Annotated in this window: 17 protein-coding genes; 8 read left to right on the top strand and 9 right to left on the bottom strand. The window is 73.3% G+C overall.

Translation table 11 applies throughout. The annotated features are described in order from the left end of the window. Positions 1 to 35: 35 nt before the first annotated feature. Entirely contained in the window at positions 36 to 1,307 is a 1,272-nt protein-coding gene (locus ACIA8N_RS21490; RefSeq protein WP_365783648.1) for a DUF5685 family protein, read from the bottom strand. A gap of 311 nt (positions 1,308 to 1,618) precedes the next feature. Between ACIA8N_RS21490 and ACIA8N_RS21495 the strand changes: the two genes are divergently transcribed. Further along, positions 1,619 to 2,053: a cell division protein SepF gene (locus tag ACIA8N_RS21495; RefSeq protein ID WP_030221238.1), complete on the top strand. Its 435-nt coding sequence runs from the start codon at positions 1,619 to 1,621 to the stop codon at positions 2,051 to 2,053. A 39-nt stretch (positions 2,054 to 2,092) separates the two neighbouring features. On the opposite strand, the gene ACIA8N_RS21500 is transcribed toward ACIA8N_RS21495, so the two are convergent. Beyond that, positions 2,093 to 3,829 (bottom strand): MFS transporter, encoded by a 1,737-nt coding sequence (locus ACIA8N_RS21500; RefSeq protein ID WP_365783651.1) that lies wholly within the window; start codon positions 3,827 to 3,829, stop codon positions 2,093 to 2,095. Between the two features lie 471 nt (positions 3,830 to 4,300). Here ACIA8N_RS21500 and ACIA8N_RS21505 point away from each other — a divergent pair, with 471 nt between their 5' ends. Then, positions 4,301 to 5,131, top strand: a complete 831-nt coding sequence (locus tag ACIA8N_RS21505; protein WP_399416748.1) for a phosphatase PAP2 family protein — start codon at positions 4,301 to 4,303, stop codon at positions 5,129 to 5,131. An 80-nt stretch (positions 5,132 to 5,211) separates the two neighbouring features. Here the strand turns inward: ACIA8N_RS21505 and ACIA8N_RS21510 are convergent, their stop codons facing one another. Next, complete coding sequence (locus ACIA8N_RS21510; protein ID WP_365783655.1) at positions 5,212 to 5,427, bottom strand: I78 family peptidase inhibitor; 216 nt, start codon at positions 5,425 to 5,427, stop codon at positions 5,212 to 5,214. A 308-nt stretch (positions 5,428 to 5,735) separates the two neighbouring features. Here ACIA8N_RS21510 and ctaD point away from each other — a divergent pair, with 308 nt between their 5' ends. Further along, a complete protein-coding gene (ctaD, locus tag ACIA8N_RS21515) occupies positions 5,736 to 7,448 on the top strand; it encodes a cytochrome c oxidase subunit I (RefSeq protein WP_365783692.1) in 1,713 nt (570 codons plus the stop codon). Here ctaD and ACIA8N_RS21520 read toward each other — a convergent pair. The 4 genes from ACIA8N_RS21520 to ACIA8N_RS21535 all read right to left on the bottom strand — a co-directional run bounded on the left by ACIA8N_RS21520 (position 7,387) and on the right by ACIA8N_RS21535 (position 11,571). Further along, positions 7,387 to 8,373 (bottom strand): YafY family protein, encoded by a 987-nt coding sequence (locus tag ACIA8N_RS21520; RefSeq protein WP_365783657.1) that lies wholly within the window; start codon positions 8,371 to 8,373, stop codon positions 7,387 to 7,389. The genes ctaD and ACIA8N_RS21520 overlap by 62 nt on opposite strands. 61 nt (positions 8,374 to 8,434) lie before the next feature. Beyond that, the gene (locus tag ACIA8N_RS21525) at positions 8,435 to 9,709 is read right to left on the bottom strand and encodes a glycosyltransferase family 4 protein (RefSeq protein ID WP_365783659.1); all 1,275 of its coding nucleotides are present in this window, start codon (positions 9,707 to 9,709) and stop codon (positions 8,435 to 8,437) included. A 67-nt stretch (positions 9,710 to 9,776) separates the two neighbouring features. Beyond that, the gene (locus ACIA8N_RS21530) at positions 9,777 to 11,069 is read right to left on the bottom strand and encodes an ABC transporter substrate-binding protein (RefSeq protein WP_365783661.1); all 1,293 of its coding nucleotides are present in this window, start codon (positions 11,067 to 11,069) and stop codon (positions 9,777 to 9,779) included. Further along, on the bottom strand, positions 11,047 to 11,571 hold the full coding sequence (locus ACIA8N_RS21535; protein ID WP_365783663.1) for a hypothetical protein: 525 nt from the start codon (positions 11,569 to 11,571) through the stop codon (positions 11,047 to 11,049). The genes ACIA8N_RS21530 and ACIA8N_RS21535 overlap by 23 nt, the downstream gene beginning before the upstream one ends. Positions 11,572 to 11,700: 129 nt before the next feature. On the opposite strand from ACIA8N_RS21535, the gene ACIA8N_RS21540 reads away from it, so the two are divergent. The 3 genes from ACIA8N_RS21540 to ACIA8N_RS21550 are packed head-to-tail and all read left to right on the top strand — an operon-like array spanning position 11,701 to position 15,256. Further along, positions 11,701 to 12,117, top strand: a complete 417-nt coding sequence (locus tag ACIA8N_RS21540; RefSeq protein ID WP_365783665.1) for a hypothetical protein — start codon at positions 11,701 to 11,703, stop codon at positions 12,115 to 12,117. Next, a complete protein-coding gene (locus ACIA8N_RS21545) occupies positions 12,117 to 14,615 on the top strand; it encodes an ATP-binding cassette domain-containing protein (RefSeq protein WP_365783668.1) in 2,499 nt (832 codons plus the stop codon). The genes ACIA8N_RS21540 and ACIA8N_RS21545 overlap by 1 nt, the downstream gene beginning before the upstream one ends. Then, positions 14,612 to 15,256: an ATP-binding cassette domain-containing protein gene (locus ACIA8N_RS21550; protein WP_365783671.1), complete on the top strand. Its 645-nt coding sequence runs from the start codon at positions 14,612 to 14,614 to the stop codon at positions 15,254 to 15,256. Before ACIA8N_RS21545 ends, ACIA8N_RS21550 begins: the two co-directional genes overlap by 4 nt. A 7-nt stretch (positions 15,257 to 15,263) precedes the next feature. On the opposite strand, the gene ACIA8N_RS21555 is transcribed toward ACIA8N_RS21550, so the two are convergent. Next, positions 15,264 to 15,908 carry a transglycosylase family protein gene (locus tag ACIA8N_RS21555; protein WP_365783673.1) on the bottom strand — a complete coding sequence of 215 codons (645 nt, stop codon included), beginning with the start codon at positions 15,906 to 15,908 and terminating at the stop codon, positions 15,264 to 15,266. Between the two features lie 217 nt (positions 15,909 to 16,125). On the opposite strand from ACIA8N_RS21555, the gene ACIA8N_RS21560 reads away from it, so the two are divergent. Together ACIA8N_RS21560 and ACIA8N_RS21565 are read left to right on the top strand one after the other, a co-directional pair. Further along, positions 16,126 to 16,908 (top strand): hypothetical protein, encoded by a 783-nt coding sequence (locus ACIA8N_RS21560; RefSeq protein ID WP_030551428.1) that lies wholly within the window; start codon positions 16,126 to 16,128, stop codon positions 16,906 to 16,908. 218 nt (positions 16,909 to 17,126) lie between these two features. Further along, positions 17,127 to 17,399: a hypothetical protein gene (locus ACIA8N_RS21565; RefSeq protein ID WP_365783676.1), complete on the top strand. Its 273-nt coding sequence runs from the start codon at positions 17,127 to 17,129 to the stop codon at positions 17,397 to 17,399. An 81-nt stretch (positions 17,400 to 17,480) separates the two neighbouring features. Here ACIA8N_RS21565 and der read toward each other — a convergent pair whose 3' ends face one another. Further along, positions 17,481 to 18,929: a ribosome biogenesis GTPase Der gene (der, locus tag ACIA8N_RS21570; RefSeq protein ID WP_030221203.1), complete on the bottom strand. Its 1,449-nt coding sequence runs from the start codon at positions 18,927 to 18,929 to the stop codon at positions 17,481 to 17,483. Positions 18,930 to 18,948 lie beyond the last annotated feature (19 nt).

Below are 18,948 nucleotides of genomic sequence, written 5' to 3' on the forward strand. Positions count from 1 at the left end.
GGGGTGCCCGGCGGGGGCGTCGGGCCGACGGGACGTCAGCAGCCGTCGCAGGGACAGCAGCAGTCGCAGTTTCCGCAGCCGGAGTCGCAGTTGCAGTCACAGTCGCGGCAGCAGCCCTCGCGCTTCTTGCGGGACCAGGGACCCTCGTACTCCTTGGCGCAGCAGATCTGGCAGGTGCAGAAGAGCCAGGTGAACATGGCACACCCGGCGAGGAAGCCGCGCGGCTTGGGAGCCTGGGGCGCCCCGCCGCCGAACTGCGGCGGCAGCCCCCCGGGCCCACCGGGCCCACCGGCGCCGCCCGGACCGCCCGGACCGCCCGGACCGCCCGGACCCATGGACCCGCCCCCGTAGGGGTTCCCCCCGTACGGGTTGTACGGGCCCGGCGTCCCGCCCGCGTATGGATTGCCCGGCACCGGGCCCTGCCCCGGTCCCGGCGCCCCGTGCGCGCAGGTCGTCGTCCCGAAGGCGCGGTTCACCGAGGTGCGCAGCTCGTGCGCGAGCAGGACGTGGACCAGCTTGTCGTCGGTGAACTCGGCGTCCCGCAGGGCGAGCCGGATGCCGTGGAGCGCGTCGTCGGCGAGCCGGCGGGCCTCCTCCCGGGTGGTGCCGGTGGCGGTGAGCGGGTTCCAGGCGCCGGCCTCGGTGTCGGCGGTCTGGTCCTCGACGGCGTCGAGGAGATGGGCGAGGCGGCCGAAGAGCCGGCCCGCCTCGGCGAGCGGCTCCGCGTTCTCCGGCCGTCCGGCGAGGACGGCGGTGTGCGCGAAGGCGGCCGCGGTCGCGGTCTCGGTCGGTTCGGTGACGGCGAGCAGGGAGGTGCCGGGCCCCGCGAGGGCCTCGATGCCGGTCTGGCGGTCGACGGCGTCGACGAGGACGGCGGTGTCGAAGCCGAGGGAGCGGCCGGTCCTGGCCCCGGCCTTGTCCCAGGAGCGGGCGACGCGGCGGGCCGCGGCGGCGACGGGCCGCCGCGCCAACAGGCCGTCCCGGTCGGCGACGTGGTCGCGTACCTTCGCGGAGGCGAGGACCAGGGAGACGGCGGCGGCGAGCCTGGCACCGTCGCCCCGGGCCACGGGGGCGGTCCGCATCGCGCGCAGCGGGCAGGGTCCCGCGGTGCGCCGTCCGCTTGCCACCGGGCCCGTCTGAGCCTCCGTCAGGACGGAGACGATGAGCCCGTCGTAGTTGGTGACGACCCGGGCGAACTGCCCGTGGTCGGCGCGAAGCGCCAGGCAGAGGCCGCAGAGGTGGGCCATCCACTCGACCTTCAGGCCGTCCGTGAGGCGGTGGGTGCAGGGCCTGACGATTCCGAACAAGAGACTCCCCCGTGGACTGCGCGCGATGCCGCGGAGCGGCCTCGCGGCATCGTAGCGAGCGGGCGCGTTCACCCGTACGCGCCCATCGTCACCCTTCCGGCCCGACTTTCATATTTTCAGCTACATGGCCCTCCCTCAGGCCCCGCATACCGCAAGTTTCCTGACGAATCGCCAGGAAACGGTGCTCACGTTCTGCACCAGTCCCGTCACGAACCCCCTGCGCGCCGTCTATCCACTTGGCGCGCGATCGGCATCATGAAGGACGATAGGGATTGCGGAACCACAAGTGACCGCGCTGAAAGGAGGCGTCCATGGGATCGGTGCGCAAGGCGAGTGCCTGGCTGGGACTCGTCGAGGACAACGACGAGCGTTACTACGACGACGAGTACGCCGACGGTGCCGAGGGCGGCGACGCCTGGGTGACGGACCCCCGGGTCCGGGTCGCCACGGACACCGCCGAGGACCGGGGCCGCCGGATCGCCACCGTCTCGCCCGACGGCTTCCGGGACGCCCGCGGCATCGGCGAGCTCTTCCGGGACGGTGTGCCGGTGATCGTGAACCTGACCGCGATGGAGCCGAACGACGCCAAGCGCGTGGTGGACTTCGCCGCCGGCCTCGCCTTCGGTCTGCGCGGTTCGATCGAGCGCGTGGCGACGCGGGTCTTCCTGCTGACCCCCGCCGACACCCAGATCGTCACCGGTGAGACGGGCCGGCGCCGGCAGGACGGTTTCTTCAACCAGAGCTGAGCGGGTCCGCCGGTCCGGCCGGGCACCCGAAGGATCGGGTCAGTGCGCCGGACGCCCCGAGCCGGCGGGCTCGATCGCTTCCCGGGTCGCGGGCACCCGCGGCTCGGACGGCCGGGCGAGCAGGGACGGCTCCACGGTCGCGACCGCCTCGGGGGACCCCGAGGGCCCCGGGCACTCCGCCCGCTTCGAAAGACCCCTCACCGCGGAATCGGCCGCCACCGGCTCCGCCGACTCCTCCGGGCACTCCATCATCCGGGGCAGCCGCCGGGCCATCACCGCGCCGAGCAGCAGCAGCCCCGCGCTCACGAAGAGCGTGACGTGCAGCCCGTTCACGAAGGCGTGCCGGGCGGCCTGGTGCAGCGCGCCGCCCGCCGCGCCGCCGAGCTGGTCGGCCACCTGATAGGCCTCGCCGAGCGAGTTCGCCGCGGCCCTGCTCGCCTCCGCGGGCACCCCGGGAACGGCGGCGAGCCCGGGGGCGTACGCCGCGTTCATCACACTGCCGAGCAGGGCGATGCCCATGCCGGCGCCGAGCTGGTACGAGGTCTCGCCGATCGCGGCGGCGCCGCCCGCGCTGCGCTGCGGCGCCTCGCTCAGCATCGACTCGTACGCCGAGAAGAGCGTGGTCTGCAGACCGAAGCCGAGCAGCACGAAGCCCACCGTGAGCAGCAGCGGCCGGTCGTGCTGCCCCATGAAGGTCAGCAGCAGCACGGCGGCGGCGGTGAGCACGAAGCCCCAGCCGACCATCCGGCGCGGTCCGATCCTGCGCAGGGTGTACGAGCCGGTGGCGCCGGCGGCCATGGCGGCGAAGGTGAGCGGAAGCAGCCGGAGCCCGGTCTCCAGGGGGCCGAGCCCGAGGACCAGCTGGAGGTACTGGACGGCGATCAGCTCCAGGCCGACCAGGGCCAGCATGCCGATGACGATGCAGCCGACCGAGGTGGTGAAGGCCGCCCGGGAGAAGAGCCCCATGTCGATCAGCGGGTGCGGGCGCCGCCTCTGCCGCCGTACGAAGAGGACGAGGAGCGCGGCTCCGAGCAGCAGCGGCCCCGCGGTCGGCAGGGCGAGGAGCGGGTCGCCGGCACCGGCGCGCTTGACGCCGAGGACGCAGCCGAGGACGCCGGCGGCGGCCATGAGCGCGCCGAGGACGTCCCAGGGTCCGTCGGCGGCTCCCCGGGACTCGGGCAGGAGGCGGCGGCCGAGCGGCAGGATCAGCGCCATCAGGGGGATGTTGATGAGGAAGACGGAGCCCCACCAGTAGTGCTCGACGAGGAAGCCGCCGAGGACGGGTCCTGTGGCGGCGCCGACCGCGGCGACCGCGGTCCAGACGCCGATGGCGGTGGCGCGCTCCCGCCGGTCGGGGAAGACCGCCCGGAGGATGGAGAGCGTGGCGGGCATGATCATGGCGCCGCCGACGCCGAGCAGCGCGCGGGCCGCGATGAGGACGCCGGGTTCGGTGGCGAGCGCGGCGACCGCGGAGGCGACGCCGAAGAGCGCGTATCCGAGGAGGAGGACCCTCCGCCGTCCGACCCGGTCGCCGAGGGTGCCGAAGAGGATGAGGAGCGAGGCGCAGACCAGCGGGTAGGCGTCGACGATCCAGAGCAGCGCGGTGGAGCTCGGGCGCAGGTCCTCGGTGAGCGAGGGCACGGCGACGTGGAGGATGGTCGCGTCGAGGGCGACCAGGAGGAGACTCACGCAGAGGACGAGGAGGACGACCCAGCGGTTGGCTCCGGCGCCGGTGGCGGCGGGCGTTCGCTCTTGGGCCGTGTTCGTCCGCGACATGTGCGTACCTCCCAGTGAAGCTCTCGCGCTCGGCGGCCCCCGACCAGGACTTATGCCCCTGGGGCGGCCCGGCATCGACGGGCGAGTGAGCCGTCAGCGTACGCGAGTCCGAGCCCCGAGCGCGTGGTGCAGCTCTCACACCGGCGGGGCTCCGGGTGTGGCGTACGCCACTCCGGCCGGTGCGCGCGTCGCATGGAATTCCGCACGGACGTCTGTTTGGAGCAATTCCCCGGCACTCAAACACTCTTCCGACAATGCCCCTCCCGCATTAGGGCGGAAGGTCATCGGATTTCCCGACGGACGTCGCGAATAGGCCGGTCACTGAGACCTACTCCACATCACATCAACATCACGAAGGGAGCGGATCGACCGGGTCTGCTTCTCACTCCCTGTAACGTCGATTGGGTGCGTACCGACATCTTTGCCCGGCTGGACCGGGAGCCGGAACCGCCGAAGATAGAGGTCCCGCGGATGACCCGCACGCGTCTCGCCCTCTTCGGCGGGACGTCGGCGTTCTATCTGGCCATCGTCGTGGCCGTGCTGCTGTCGACCTGGCTGGTGACCCTCGACTGGAAGATCATGCTCTTCCGGCCGTACCAGCAGTGGCCCGGGATCCACGGCTTCCTCGACTACTACGTCGTCCTCGGTCAGCGCGGCCCCACGGCCGTCATGGTCGCCGCCTGGCTGGGCTGGCGCTCCTGGCGCCAGCACACGCTGCGGCCCCTGCTCTGCCTCGGCGCCGCCCTCCTGCTGCTCAACGTCACGGTCGGCGCGGTCAAGCTCGGACTGGGCCGCCTCGGGCCCCACTACGCGACGCAGGTCGGCTCGGCCGAGCTCTTCGCGGGCGGTGACATATTCCCCTCGGGTCACACCGCCAACGCGGTGGTGACCTGGGGCATCCTCGCCTATCTGGCGACCACCCCGCGGGCCAGGCGCTATCTGTCGGCGCTCTCCGCCGTGGTCGCGCTCGGCGTCGGCCTCACGACCGTCTACCTGGGTACGCACTGGCTGAGCGACGTCCTCCTGGGCTGGGCCGCCGGGCTGCTCGTCCTCCTCGCGCTCCCCTGGTGCGAGCCGGTCATCGCCGTGGCGGAGGCGTGGATCCTGACTCTCCGCGACCGGCTGCGCGAGCGGCTGCGGGACCGTCGCCGGCTCGTGCCCTCGCTGCCCGTGGCCTCCGGCGGCCCGCGCCCCGGCCTCTTCCCGCCGCGTCCGGCCGGCTCGGAGGAGCCCGCCAGGGAGCCCGCCCGGGAGCCGGTGGGGGTGGCCGGCGGACGGCGCACCCCGGTCGCCCGCGGCTGACCGCCCCCGACCGTCGCACGTACGCGAAAGGCCCCGGCCGTCATCGGCCGGGGCCTTCGCCGTGCCCGGGGACGCGCCCGTCAGCCGACCCAGCAGCGGGTGACCGTACCGTCCTCGACCTCGAAGTTGATGCGTCCCACCAGGTACTCCATCGTGATGATCGAGCCGGGCGGCAGTGCTCTGACGGTGCTCCAGCCCCGCGTCCTCGCGAGCTGGGCGGCGCCTTCCGCGTCGAGGCCCACATAGGACTCGGGGGCGTCGCGGGGCGGTTCGGGAGTGCGCGATGTGGGTGCCATGACCCTCACGTTAGTACCTTGACGGTCACGCTTGTGTCACAAGTTCTCGACATATGTTTGGCATGATCACCTTCACCCGGGGAGACGGTTTCCGGCCGTTTCTCCAGTAATTCCGTAGCACCTCCATCAGTTCACACGAAGGGGCCGGAAGAGCCGATAACCCGCACGCAATTCCCGCTTCCCGCACGTCCGACCCGAATTGGGCCGGCGACGCGCACCCGAGCCGCTCACTGTTCCCTTACACAATGCTTACGCTGTCCCAACGCCCGGAGACGCGGAGCCGGGACGACGGCGAGGCGGAGGAAGCGATGGGCAACGGGACAGCGACCGCGACCGCCGAATCGACCCGGCACCGGCACGGCCGCGTGCTGATCGACTGGCTGACCACGACGGACCACAAGAGGATCGGCCACCTCTACCTGGTGACCTCGTTCGTCTTCTTCCTGGTGGCCGGCCTCATGGCCATGCTGATGCGGGCGGAGCTGGCCCGCCCCGGACTCCAGATCGTCTCGAACCAGGAGTTCAACCAGGCCTTCACCCTGCACGGCACGATCATGCTGCTGCTCTTCGCGACGCCCACCTTCGCCGGCTTCGCCAACGAACTCGTGCCGCTCCAGATCGGCGCGCCCGACGTCGCCTTCCCCCGGCTGAACATGTTCTCGTACTGGCTTTTCCTCTTCGGCAGCCTGATGGTCCTCGCCTCGCTGCTCGTGCCCAGCGGACCGCCCGCCTTCGGCTGGACCGCGTACGCGCCCCTCAACAGCCTCGAACGCTCCCCCGGCGTCGGCGCCGACCTGTGGATCATGGGCCTCGCCCTCTCCGGCTTCGGCACCATCCTCACGTCCGTGAACTTCCTCGCGACGATCATCGGGATGCGGGCGCCCGGCATGACCATGTTCCGCATGCCGATCTTCACCTGGAACGTGCTCTTCACCGCGGTCCTGGTCCTCATGGCCTTCCCGGTGCTCGCCGCGGCCCTGCTCGTCCTGGAGTCGGACCGGCGCCTCGGCTCCGTGGTCTTCCAGCCCGAGAACGGCGGCGCGCTGCTCTGGCAGCACCTCTTCTGGTTCTTCGGACACCCCGAGGTCTACATCATCGCGCTGCCGTTCTTCGGGATCGTCAGCGAGATCATCCCCGTCTTCGCCCGCAAGCCGATCTTCGGCTACGCGACGCTGATCGCCGCCACCATGGGGATCACCGGTCTCTCGGTGGTCGTCTGGGCCCACCACATGTTCGTGACGGGCGCGGTGCTGCTGCCGTTCTTCTCGATGCTGTCGTTCCTCATCGCGGTGCCCACCGGCGTCAAGTTCTTCAACTGGACCGGCACGATGCTGCGGGGCTCGCTCTCCTTCGAGACACCGATGCTGTGGGCCGTCGGCTTCCTGGTGTCCTTCCTCTTCGGCGGACTCACCGGAGTGATCCTCGCCTCGCCGCCGCTGGACTTCCACGTCACCGACTCGTACTTCGTGGTGGCCCACTTCCACTACACGGTGTTCGGCACGGTCGTCTTCGCGACCTTCGCGGGCTTCTACTTCTGGTGGCCGAAGTTCACCGGCCGGATGCTCGACGAACGGCTCGGCAAGGTCCACTTCTGGACGCTGTTCGCCGGCTTCCACCTGACCTTCCTGGTGCAGCACTGGCTCGGCGCCGAGGGCATGCCCCGGCGGTACGCCGACTACCTGGACGCCGACGGCTTCACCGCCCTCAACACGGTGTCGACGATCGGAGCCTTCCTGCTCGGCGCTTCCACTCTGCCGTTCCTCTACAACGTGTGGCGGACCCACCGGGACGGCGCGAAGGTCGACGTCGACGACCCGTGGGGCTTCGGGCGCTCCCTGGAGTGGGCGACCTCCTGCCCGCCGCCCCGGCACAACTTCGTCGAGGTGCCCCGGATCCGCTCCGAGGCGCCCGCCTTCGACCTGCACCACCCGGAGTTCGCCGACTACGAGCGGATGCGGCTCACGAGTCCGCCGCCGGAGCGCCGGCCGGCCGGTCGAGAGAGCGGGACAACAGGTCCCTGAGCGCCCGCACCCGGTCGACCAGCTCCGGCGGGTCGAGCACCTCGAACTCGAAGCCGATCAGCGACACGTGGATCACCATCAGGTCGAGGCTGTGGGCCCCGGTCCGCAGCAGGCAGGCGTCCTCCCCGTCCGCCGTGAGGATGCCGTCGACGGCTCCGACGGCCGCCGCGGCCTCGGCGAGCGGCACGTGCAGCCGGACCGTCGCCTCCGTGGCGTACGCGGCGGTGGACACGCCCTTCGCCACGTAGGCGGCCAGGTCCTCGGCGGGCGGCTCGCGGGGCGTGAAGCGGGGGCCGTGCGGAGGTGTCGGCACGATCCGGTCGGCCCGGAAGGTACGCCAGCCGGCCCGGTCCACGTCCCAGGCGACCAGGTACCAGCGCCGCTCGCTGCACACCAGGCGGTGCGGCTCGACGGTCCTGCGGGTGGCCGCCCCGCCGTGGTCGCGGTACTCGAAGCGCAGCCGCTCGGCGTCCCGGCAGGCGTGGGCGAGTTCGGTGAGCACCGCCGGGTCGATCCGCTCGCGCGGGGTGCGCAGCATCGGGACGGTGAAGGCGTTCAGGGCGCTCACCCGGCGCCGCAGCCGCCCGGGCAGGACCTGTTCCAGCTTGGCCAGGGCCCGTACGGAACTCTCGCCGATGCCCTCGACGCCCTGCCCCGCGGCGGCGCGCAGTCCGACGGCGACCGCCACGGCCTCCTCGTCGTCGAGGAGCAGCGGCGGCAACTCGGCGCCGGCGCCCAGCTGGTACCCGCCGCCGGTCCCGGGGCTGGCGTGGACGGGGTAGCCGAGCACCCGCAGGCGGTCGACGTCCCGCCGTACGGTCCGGGGTGTGACCCCGAGCCGCTCGGCGAGGTCGGCGCCGGACCACTCCCGGTGGGCCTGGAGCAGCGAGAGCAGACGCAAGAGCCGTGCGGAGGTCTCCAACATGGCGCCGAGTCTGCCAGCCCTCGCGGACGGCTTCTGTCCTCGATGGGCGGGATCCGGGGGTTCAGCGGAGGCGGCGGACCAGCCGGCCCGCCTTCGCCTTCAGGGTGTAGACCGCGTCGACGGCCCGGCCGACCTGCCGGTGGCGCGTCTCGCGGCCCTGGGGGTGGGTGCGCCGGCCCGCGCCCCGCTCGACGAGTTCCGTCCAGAGGGCCTCGTGCCGGGCGGCGATCCTGGCCGGATCGAAGCGCTCGGCGGCGGCGAGCGCGGCCCGTGCCGTCTTGGCGCGCAGTTCGTCGTCCTCGACGAGCCGGCGCAGGGCCCGCGCGAACGCGGCCACGTCGTCGACCGGCACCAGGAACCCGTCGACCCCGTCCTCGATGATCTCGCGCGGCCCGTGCGGGCAGTCGGTGGAGACCACCGGGAGTCCACAGCGCATCGCCTCGACGATGGTCATGCCGAAGGACTCGCGCTGCGAGGTCACGGCCGCGATCGAGCCCTTGGCGAGCTCCGGTTCGAGCGGGGTCACCGAGCCCATGAGGAAGACCCGCTCGCCGAGGCCCCGGTCCTTGATCTGGCGGGTCAGCGGTCCCTTGAGGTCCTGGACGGCGTCGCCGGTGCCGTAGATCCGCAGTTTCCAGTCGGGGTGGTCGGCCGCCACCTCGGCGAAGGCGTCGATCAGCAGGTCGTACCGCTTGACCGCGGTCAGCCGGCCCGCCGAGACGACGGTCTTCGCCGCGGGGTCGGCGGACGGTCCCGGGGGCGCGGGCACGCTGTTGGGCACGGCCTCGATCCGTACGCCGGGCAGCCCCAGCTTCCGGTAGGCGCGGGCGTCCGCCTCGGTGACCGTGGTGACGGCGTCGAGGAGCGCGTACTCGTGGCCGATGTCCCGGCGCAGCCGGTAGCTGTGGCCGTCCAGGATCAGGTGCTCCTGGCCGACGAGGACCGGGCCCCGCCGGGCCTGCCGGACGAGGTGCACGTTGAGCCCGGGGCGGGTGCCGACGAGCACGTCGGTCTCGACCCCGCGCAGGTGCTCCCCGATCCGGGCGTCGGTGAGGGCGCTGTACTGCTTCCAGCGTCCGTCGCCGCGCGGGAAGACCTCGGCGGGGCGGTGGAAGTCGGGGTGGTCGCCGTCGTACCCGGGGCTGTCCTTGCGCAGGTCGACGAGGTGGCGCAGGGTCACCCCCGCGGGCAGGCCGAGGAGCGGGCGGTCCCGGTGGCGGAACACCGAGACGACCTCGACCTCATGACGTTCCGCCAGTTCCTCGGCGAGGGTGAACGTCGTCCGGATCGTGCCGCCGTAGTGGTAGCCGTTGTGGAGCAGAAAGGAGATACGCATCGCGCTGCCGGTTCCCCCCGGTCAGTTGATCGGTCGCCCGACTGTACTGCCGGTGAAGCCCCGGTGTTCACGGCCGGTAGCCGAGCTGGGGCACGGTCGCGCAGTTCCGCGTCATCTCGCCCTGGCTCACCCAGCCCCGGCCGTCCTGCCAACGGGCCACGGAGAGACAGGTGTTCCGGGTCGCGGGCGGCCGGTCCAGGTGCTCGAAGCGGACGGGCAGCAGCAGCCCCCGTGCGGTGTACGGCTCGGGGCGGTTCATGTACTTCTCGACGCACGCCCGGGTGAGTCCGTCCCCGGCGAGGCAGGAGCGGGCCGCGTCGGTGAACCACATGGCCGCCGCCCAGCCCTCCAGCTGCCACTGGGACAGCGGCCGGTCCCCCATCGCCGCGCGGAACTCGCGGACGGCCGGGTGCCCGGTGTCCTGGTGGTTGCGGCTGGAGCCGGTCACCCAGAGGGCGTCCCGGCAGCCGGGGGCGCGGGCGAGGTCGCGGGCGACGGACGAGGACCAGTTCTGCACGTGGGTGACCTTGGCGTCGACCCGGACCCCGAGGGTCTCCATCGCCTCGCACAGGCGCACGTTGCCGTGGGTGTCCATGGCGTCGAAGAGGACGTCGACGTGCTGGGCCCTCAGGTCGGCCGCCACGGCGCGGAAGTTGGGCAGGGCGAAGTCCACCTGCTCCTCGACGACCCGGTAGCCCTCGGCACGCAGCCCCCGGGTGACGAGCCGGGCGTACGCGGCGGACGCGGCCTGGTTGTAGGAGACGACGGCGGCGGTCCTGGCGCCCCGCTCCTGTGCGAACCACCGGTAGGCCTCGGTCCCGCCGTACAGGGTCCCGTCCCAGCCGGGCTCCTCGCCGGTACGCGGGGCGGAGCTGCCGTAGATCCCGTAGAGGTGCGGATGGGTGTCGTACGCGGGTGTGAGGGGCTGGCCGCCGATGTCGGGGACGCCGGCGCGGGCGACGAGCGGCGCGCCCTCGTAGTCGAGGGCGGTGGTGGCGACGAGGGCGAAGACCCGGCGTTCGTCGATCAGCCGGTGCACGCACGTGTTGTTGCCGACGCCGCTGCCCCCGTCGTCGCAGGTCTCCACCTCGATCCGGCGCCCGTCGAGACCGCCGCGGGCGTTGAGCGCGTCGAAGTAGGCGCGGGCTCCGTCGCGCGGCCCGGTGAGGGCCTGCCCGCCGACCGGGCTCGTGGCGCTGGTGATGATCCCGACGCGGAGCGGCTCACCGCCGGAGGGGTGGACGGCGGGCCGCGTCTCGAAGGCGCGCTCCGGGAGCCGGCTGCCGCAGGCCGTGAGGAGGAGCAGTGCGAGGGCCAGGAGCAGCCCGGCTGCCGCCTCAGCAGCCCTGGACGGTGACACCGCTCATCTCGACCAGGCCGCACAGGGTCCTCACAGAGACCTTCCAGGTGTCGTCCTGGAGGACCGAGGTGCCCTGGGCGTCGGGCAGGGCCGGGTTTCCGCCGACCAGCAGGTCGTACGTCACGTTCGCCTCGGTGTCGGAGGTGAACTCGACGCCCGTGACCTTCGCCGAGGTCAGGGCCGCGTTCTTGTCACCGGCGAAGGCCCCGAGGACGCCCCGCATCTCCTCCCCGTCCTCCAGGAGCCGCACCTTCTCGTCCACGGGGGTCTTCGGGTCGAAGAACGCCGTCCAGTTCTCGGTGATCTCCGCCTCGGCGGCGGCGGGGTCATCGGGCTCGTCGGCGTCGGGGGGCGTCGTCCCGGGCGGTGCCGAGGTCTCCAGGTCCGCCGAGCGCCCTTCGCCGTCGTCGGAGCAGCTCGCCACGGCGGGCGTGAGCACCAGGACGGCGGCGGCCACGAGTGCCGCGAGCCGGGGACGTCGGCCGGGTCGTTCGAAAACCATCTGGCTCACCACCGGGTGTCCCTCGGGGGCCGTACGGCCGGGATGCTTCCAGGGTGGGACGGATCAGGGCACAACGCAATATACAGGGGCATAGTGCAAGGAGGGAGGGAAGAGGACGAGGGAGGCCCCGTGCCGACATCGCGCATCCTGCTGTGGGCCGGTCTCGCGGCGGCCGCCGGAGGCGCGGTGCTGTGCGTGCTCGGCTGGTACGGGATCTCCGGCGAACGGTTCGCGGAGCGGCAGCTGCCCTATCTGGCCTCGTGCACGGTGCCGGGAGCGGCCCTGATCGTGGCGGGCGCGGTGCTCGTGTCGACGGCGTACGCGCTTCCCGTACGCCCTGCGGAGCGGGGGCGCCCGGAACCCGGGACTCCGCCGGAACCTCCGGCCCCGTCCGCCGACGGGCCGCTGCTCCGGGTCCCCGGCGGAACCCTGGCGCACCGGCCGGACTGCCCCCTGGTGGCGGGCAAGGCGGAGGCGGTGGAAGTGGTGGAGGCGGGAAAGGCGTCCCTGGCCCCCTGCCCGGTGTGTGAACCCCGGCCGTCCTGATGGCCTCCCTGACGTACGAGCTGACGCTCGCCGGTCTCGCGGTCGGCAGCGCGGCCGCGCTCACCGGCATCGGCCTCGTCGTCACCCACCGGGCGACCGGCGTGCTGAACCTGGCGCACGGCGCGGTGGCCATGATCTGCGCGTACGTACTGCGCCAGCTGGTCGTCGTCTGGCACTGGCCGCTGCCCGTGGGCGCCCTCGTCACCCTCCTGGTGATCGCCCCCGGCATCGGGCTCGTCCTGGACCGCGCGGTGTTCCGGCCCCTCGCGCGGCGCGGGGCGAACCCGGCGCGGACCCTGGTGGCCTCGATCGGCGTCTTCGTCCTGCTCGTGGGCGCGGCGGTGCTCCTGTGGGGTCCGGGGGCGCGGGACGACGCTCCGGTGCTCCTCGGCGACGACCCCTGGGCGCAGCTCGGGGCGGTGGTCGCGCTCGCCTGTCTGGTGGGCGCGGTGACCCGGTGGACGCGGTTCGGCCGGGAGCTGCGGGCCGTGATCGACAACCGGCCGCTCGCGGTGCTGTCCGGGATCGACGCGGACCGGGTGGCGGCGGCCGGGTGGGCGTTCGGCTCGTTCACGGCCGGGCTCACCGGAGTGCTGCTCGCCCCGTACGTGCGGCTCGACCCGTACGGGATGCCGCTGCTCGTCGTCGAGGTGATCGCGGTCGCGGTCATCGCCCGGATGCGGTCGCTGCCGGTCGCGGTGGCCGCCGCGCTCGCGATCGGCGTGGCGCAGGCCCAGCTGACCCGGCTGCACCCGGAGGGCTGGGCGGGCCCGCTGCTCCAGGCCGTCGGGGCGAACCTGTTCGTGGTGGCGCTCCTGGTGGCGGCGCTCGTCCTGCCGGGGATCGGCGGCAAGGGCCGGGACGCGCTGCCGCCGCCGGTGCGCTCCGGCCGGGTGCCGGGGGGCGTGTGGCTCGTCGTGGGCGTGCTGCTGCTCCTCCCGCTCGGCTTCGCCGGCTCGGACCTGCACACGGCGGTCCAGGTCCCGGCGCTCGCCGTGATCCTCCTGTCCCTGGTCGTGGTGGCGGGACGGGGAGGCCAGATCGCGCTGGGGCAGGCGGCGTACGCGGGTCTGGGCGCCCTGTTCACCGCCCTCCTGACGTCCCGTGGGGTGCCGGGCCTCGTGGCGCTCGGGCTCGCGGTGCCGCTGGTGGCAGCGGTGGGCCTGCTGACGGGCCGCCCCGCCATCCGCAGGCACGGCCTGGCGCTCGCGCTCGTGACCCTCGCGACGGGGGTGGCGGTGAGCCGCTTCGTCCTCACCCAGCCGTACGCGACGGCCGGCCTGTCCCTGGGCCGCCCGGCGGGCTTCTCCGACGACCGCGCCTTCTACGCCCTCGAACTCGTCGTCCTGGCGGGCTGCCTGGCCCTGGTGGCGGCGCTCCGCCGGGGCCGTACGGGCAGGGCGCTCGCCGCCCTGCGGGACCACGAGCCGGGCGCGGAGGCCTCGGGCGTCCCCGTCCCCCGCCTGAAGCTCCTGGCGTTCGTCCTGGGCGCGGCCCTGGCGGCCCTCGGCGGCGGCCTCCTCGGCATGGGCCTGCGCGCCTTCGAGCCGGAGGCGTACGACCCGGTACGGGGTCTGCTGTGGTTCGCCGCGGTCCTGGTCCTGGGCGCCGACAGCCTGCTGACCCCGCTGGCGGCGGCCACCCTCCTGGTCACCCTGGACGCGGGCCCGCACGCGGGCGCGGCAGCCCTCCTCCTGGGCCTCCTGGCGGCACTGACGGGCAGGATCCCGCCGCTGATGAATCTGCTCCCCCGGAAGGTCCCCTCACGGAAAGCCGCCGACGCCGCCGAGCCCCCCACGGGAAGACCCGCACGTCTGTCGCACCCCCTCCGCGCCGCACCGGCCCGCCCCGCACGGCTCCACGCCCACCACCTCACCGTCACCTACCCCGGAGGGGTCACCGCCCTGAGCGACGTCACCCTCCCCCTCGCCCCCTCCCGCGTCACCGCCCTCGTCGGCCCCAACGGCGCCGGCAAGTCCACCCTGTTCGACTGCCTCGCCGGAACCCTCCGTCCCCATCACGGCCGGGTCACCCTCGACGGCACCGACATCACCTCCCGCCCCGCCCACGCCCGCACAGGACTCGGCATCGCCCGCACGTTCCAGCGGCTCGCCGTCTTCCCCTCGCTCACCGTCGAGGAGAACGTCCGCCTGGGCCAGGAGCGGGGCAGGATCCGTACGGACCCCGCCGCCGTCGAGCGGAGCCTCCGGCTGCTCGGGCTCGCCGGAGCCGTACGGCACGAGCCGGCGGCGGACCTGCCCACCGGGATCCTGCGCCGGGTCGAGCTGGCGCGCGCCCTCGCGGGGCGGCCGCACACCCTGCTCCTCGACGAGCCCGCCGCCGGTCTCGACACCGCCGAGTCGGCCGCGCTCGCCCGGATCCTCGCCGCGCTGGCCGCCGACGGCCTGACGGTCCTGGTCGTCGAGCACGACCTGGACCTGGTCGCCGGGATCGCCCACACGGTGCACACCATGGAAGGCGGCCGGATCGTGTCATGACCCTCGCCATGGCCCTGCGCGGCGCACGGGTCCGCTACGGCCCGCTGGAGGCCCTGCACGGCCTGGACCTGCCCGTGCCGGCCGGCACGGTCACCGTGCTCCTTGGCAGGAACGGCTCAGGGCGTACGACGGCCCTGCGCGCCCTCGCGGGCACGGTGCGCCTCTCCGCGGGCCGGGTCCTGTGGCACGGCGCCGACGTCACCCGGCTGCGGGCCCACGAGCGGGCGCGCCGGGGGCTGTGCTTCGTACCCGACCTGGAGGCGGTCTACGCGGGCCTCACGGTCGCCGAGAACCTCGCGCTCTGCGCGCCCGGCGCCGCTCCCCCGTACCCGGAACTCGTCCCCCTGCTGTCCCGGACCGCCGGCACCCTCTCCGGTGGGGAGCGCCGCATGCTGGCGCTCTCGCGCGCCCTCCTGGCGGCCCACGCGCGCGTGGTGCTCGTCGACGAGCCGTCGCTCGGTCTGGCCCCGCCGGTCGCGGCCCGGACGTACCGGCGCCTGGCGGCTCTCGCCGTGGAGGGCGGGGCCGCGGTGGTGCTCGCGGAGCAGCGCGTACCGGACGGGCTGCCGCCCGGCTCGCTGGTGCACGAGCTGCGGCGCGGCTCACTCGCGTTCAGCGGGGAGCCGGCCGAGCCGAGGTGACGGCGGATCAGAGCGGGGCGATCCGCAGCATGGTCCCGACGACGACCCGGTTCGGGTCGGCCCCGATCAGGTCGCGGTTCGCCTTGTACAGCGCCTGCCAGCCGCCCTTGATCGCGAAGCGGCGGGCGACCGAGCTGAGCGTGTCGCCGGGCCGGACGGTGTGGACGCGCCCGCTCAGCCCGTATCGCTTGGAGCAGACCGGCCAGGCCTCCCAGCCCTGGGTGCGGAGCACCTCCTCCGCGACGGCGATCTGCTGCGGCCGGGTCGCCAGGTCGGCGCGCCCGGCGTACGCGAGGCCGCCGTGCTCGACCCAGGTCGGGTGCCAGAACTGGAGGCCCCCGTAGAAGCCGTTGCCGGTGTTGACGTGCCAGCGGCCGCTGCTCTCGCACTCGGCGACGCAGCCCCACGGCCACTGGTCCTTCGCGCAGGGGTACGAGGGAACGGCCGCGGCGGCCCGCAGCCCGTCGGACAGGTCACGAAGCCCGTCGGAGGCGTCCCGGAGCACGGCGGGTACGTCCCGGAGCACGGTGGAGGTGCTCCCGGGTCCCGTCGGCACGTCCTTGGCCACGGCGGGCGCCGTGGCCAGGGTCAGCAGCGCGGCCGCGGACGCCACCACGAGGGAACCGGTCGTCCAAAATCGGATCTTCGACATCGGGGCAGGCTAGGCAGCCCGCCGGCACCCCCGGCCCGTGCCGCGCGGAACACTGTCAACACCCCACCCGGTCGGAGTCACGGGACCCCGCGCACGAGCCGGAGGCAAGTTGCCTCGCTTCCGCGCGTGACCCCGGCCGAGCCTGACCCGTTGAACTCGGCATGAGACGACCGGGAACGGCCCGGCGTCCCCCCGTACCGAGTCCAGGGAGCCCCCCGTGCCGCGCATGCTCGACGTCAGCGAGGACGTACGCGCCGAGATCGGCGACGAAGAAGCGGACCGGCTGCTCGCCGGCGACAACGCCCCGGGCAGCTACGACTGCACCTCCTGCCGCACGCCGGGGGACTCCGACCAGGAGCGCACCAGCACCGTGCTGTTCGTCGGAGAGGAGACCGCGGTCCTGGCGTTCGCCCACGCCAGCTGCATTCCGTCGCAGGTCGTCCGGGTCGCGGAGGAGCAGCTCCAGGGAGCCGTCGCCTCCATCACGGCCACGGACACCGCCGCCGCACTCACCGCCGCCCACCCCGAGCAGGCCGTGCTCGGCGTCACGAGCGGTCTCGTCCTGATCGAGGGCGAGCTGCACCCGGCGCTCGTCGTGGAGCCGACCGCCCCCGTGGCCCGCCCGGGTTCGGACGGCCTCACCGACGAGTTCCTGCCGCTCCTCGCCGACCAGGGCTTCCAGCAGGTCATGGACCTGAACGAGAAGCCGGCGGCGCTGCCGGGCTGGTCGGTCCTGGTCGCCATGGGCCAGCTGCACTCCGTCCTCCAGCCGGGCCCCGGCGGCGCCGGTCAGGCCGCCTGGTGGCAGGCGCACCAGCCGCTCCAGGTCACCGAGGGCTGGCGCGCGGCGGCCAACAAGTCGCACACCGTGCTGGTCTTCGCCGCCCCGGTGGGCTCGATCGGCCAGCAGCCGCGCGAGGATCTGCTGCGCGACGCGTTGGAGAAGGCGGCGGCGAACGGGCGCCTGGTCGCCGCCGCGATGCCGCTGGCCGGTACCTGATGGACGACGGCCGACCGGGCATAGGGTGGACGCGGGTCCCCGGTGTTCCCGTGGGACCGGCCGGTCCCGGGGGCGTGCCGGGGGCTCCGGCCGTGCCGCGTCCCCGGCGGGCACCCCATTCGGAGAGCCGCCCGCATCCGACGGGCGGCGGGGTCGTTGGCACCTACGTGCACGCATACGACCCCTTCCCCCAGCCGTATCCGAGTCAGATCCCTTCGATGCGCCCCGCGCAGGACGTCACGGCGGGCCCTTCGGCCACGCCGATCTACGACGCCCTGTTCTCGGAGTACCGCAGGTCGTTCCGCACGCTGCCGGGCGACCGCAGCGGCGAGGAGGGGTTGAGCTTCCGGGCCTTCGGTACGGCGGTGAGCACGGGCGTACACGGACACGCGCAGCGGTACGCGGCGGCGTATCCCCCGGCGTGGACGGCGCAGCACTCCCATCCGCCCGCGCAGGCGGCGCTGCCACCGGGACCTCGCAGGGGCCTCTAGGCGGGACCACCGGGGACACGGCTGAGGGCCGGGGCGCTGATCGCCCCGGCCCTCAGCCGTGTCACGCCTCGGAAGGCGGTTCTACTTCTTGCGGCCGCGCTTCTCGCGGACCCGGACCGAGATGTGGATCGGGGTGCCCTCGAAGCCGAACTCCTCACGGAGGCGGCGCTCGATGAAGCGGCGGTAGCCGGCCTCCAGGAAGCCGGAGGCGAAGAGCACGAACCGGGGCGGCTTGGTGCCCGCCTGCGTACCGAAGAGGATGCGGGGCTGCTTGCCGCCGCGGATCGGGTGCGGGTGGGCCGCGACGATCTCACCGAGGAAGGCGTTGAGCCGGCCGGTGGGGACGCGGGTCTCCCAGCCGGCGAGGGCGGTCTCGATGGCCGGGACCAGCTTCTCCATGTGGCGGCCGGTCTTCGCGGAGACGTTGACCCGGGGCGCCCAGGCGACCTGCTGCATCTCGGTCTCGATCTCGCGCTCGAGGTAGTAGCGGCGCTCCTCGTCGAGCTCGTCCCACTTGTTGTAGGCGATGACGATGGCGCGGCCCGACTCGACCGCCATCGTGATGATGCGCTGGTCCTGTACCGAGATGTTGTCGGTGGTGTCGATGAGGATGACGGCCACCTCGGCCTTCTCGACGGCGGCGGCCGTCCGCAGGGAGGCGTAGTAGTCCGCGCCCTCCTGGAGGTGGACCTTCTTGCGGATGCCGGCGGTGTCGACGAACTTCCACGTCACGCCGCCGAGCTCGATCAGCTCGTCGACCGGGTCACGGGTGGTACCCGCGAGCTCGTTGACGACGACGCGGTCCTCGTTCGCCACCTTGTTGAGCAGTGAGGACTTGCCGACGTTCGGGCGGCCGATGAGGGCGATGCGGCGCGGGCCGCCGACGGCGTTTCCGAAGCGCTGCTCGGGAGCCTCGGGCAGCTTCCTCAGGACCTCGTCGAGGAGGTCGCCGGTGCCGCGGCCGTGCAGCGAGGAGACGGGGAAGGGCTCGCCGAGGCCGAGGGACCAGAGCGTGGCCGCGTCGGCCTCGCCGGACTGGCCGTCGACCTTGTTCGCGGCGAGGACGACCGGCTTCCCCGCACGGCGGAGCAGCTTGACGACGGCCTCGTCGGTGTCGGTGGCGCCGACGGTGGCGTCCACGACGAAGAGGCAGGCGTCGGCCGCCTCGATGGCGTACTCGGCCTGGGCGGCGACGGAGGCGTCGATGCCGAGGACGTCCTGCTCCCAGCCGCCGGTGTCGACGACCTTGAAGCGGCGCCCGGCCCATTCGGCCTCGTAGGTGACGCGGTCGCGGGTGACGCCCGGCTTGTCCTCGACGACGGCCTCGCGGCGGCCGATGATGCGGTTCACCAGGGTCGACTTGCCGACGTTCGGGCGGCCGACGACGGCGAGGACGGGAAGGGGGCCGTGGCCGGCCTCCTCGATCGCGCCCTCGACCTCCTCGACGTCGAAGCCTTCTTCCGAAGCGAGCTCCATGAACTCCGCGTACTCGGCGTCGCCAAGTGCTCCGTGGTCGTGCTGGTCGTTCATGAAGTCCGTTCCTTGATCA

It is taken from the genome of Streptomyces sp. NPDC051822, from assembly GCF_044452745.1.
GTDB lineage: Bacteria > Actinomycetota > Actinomycetes > Streptomycetales > Streptomycetaceae > Streptomyces.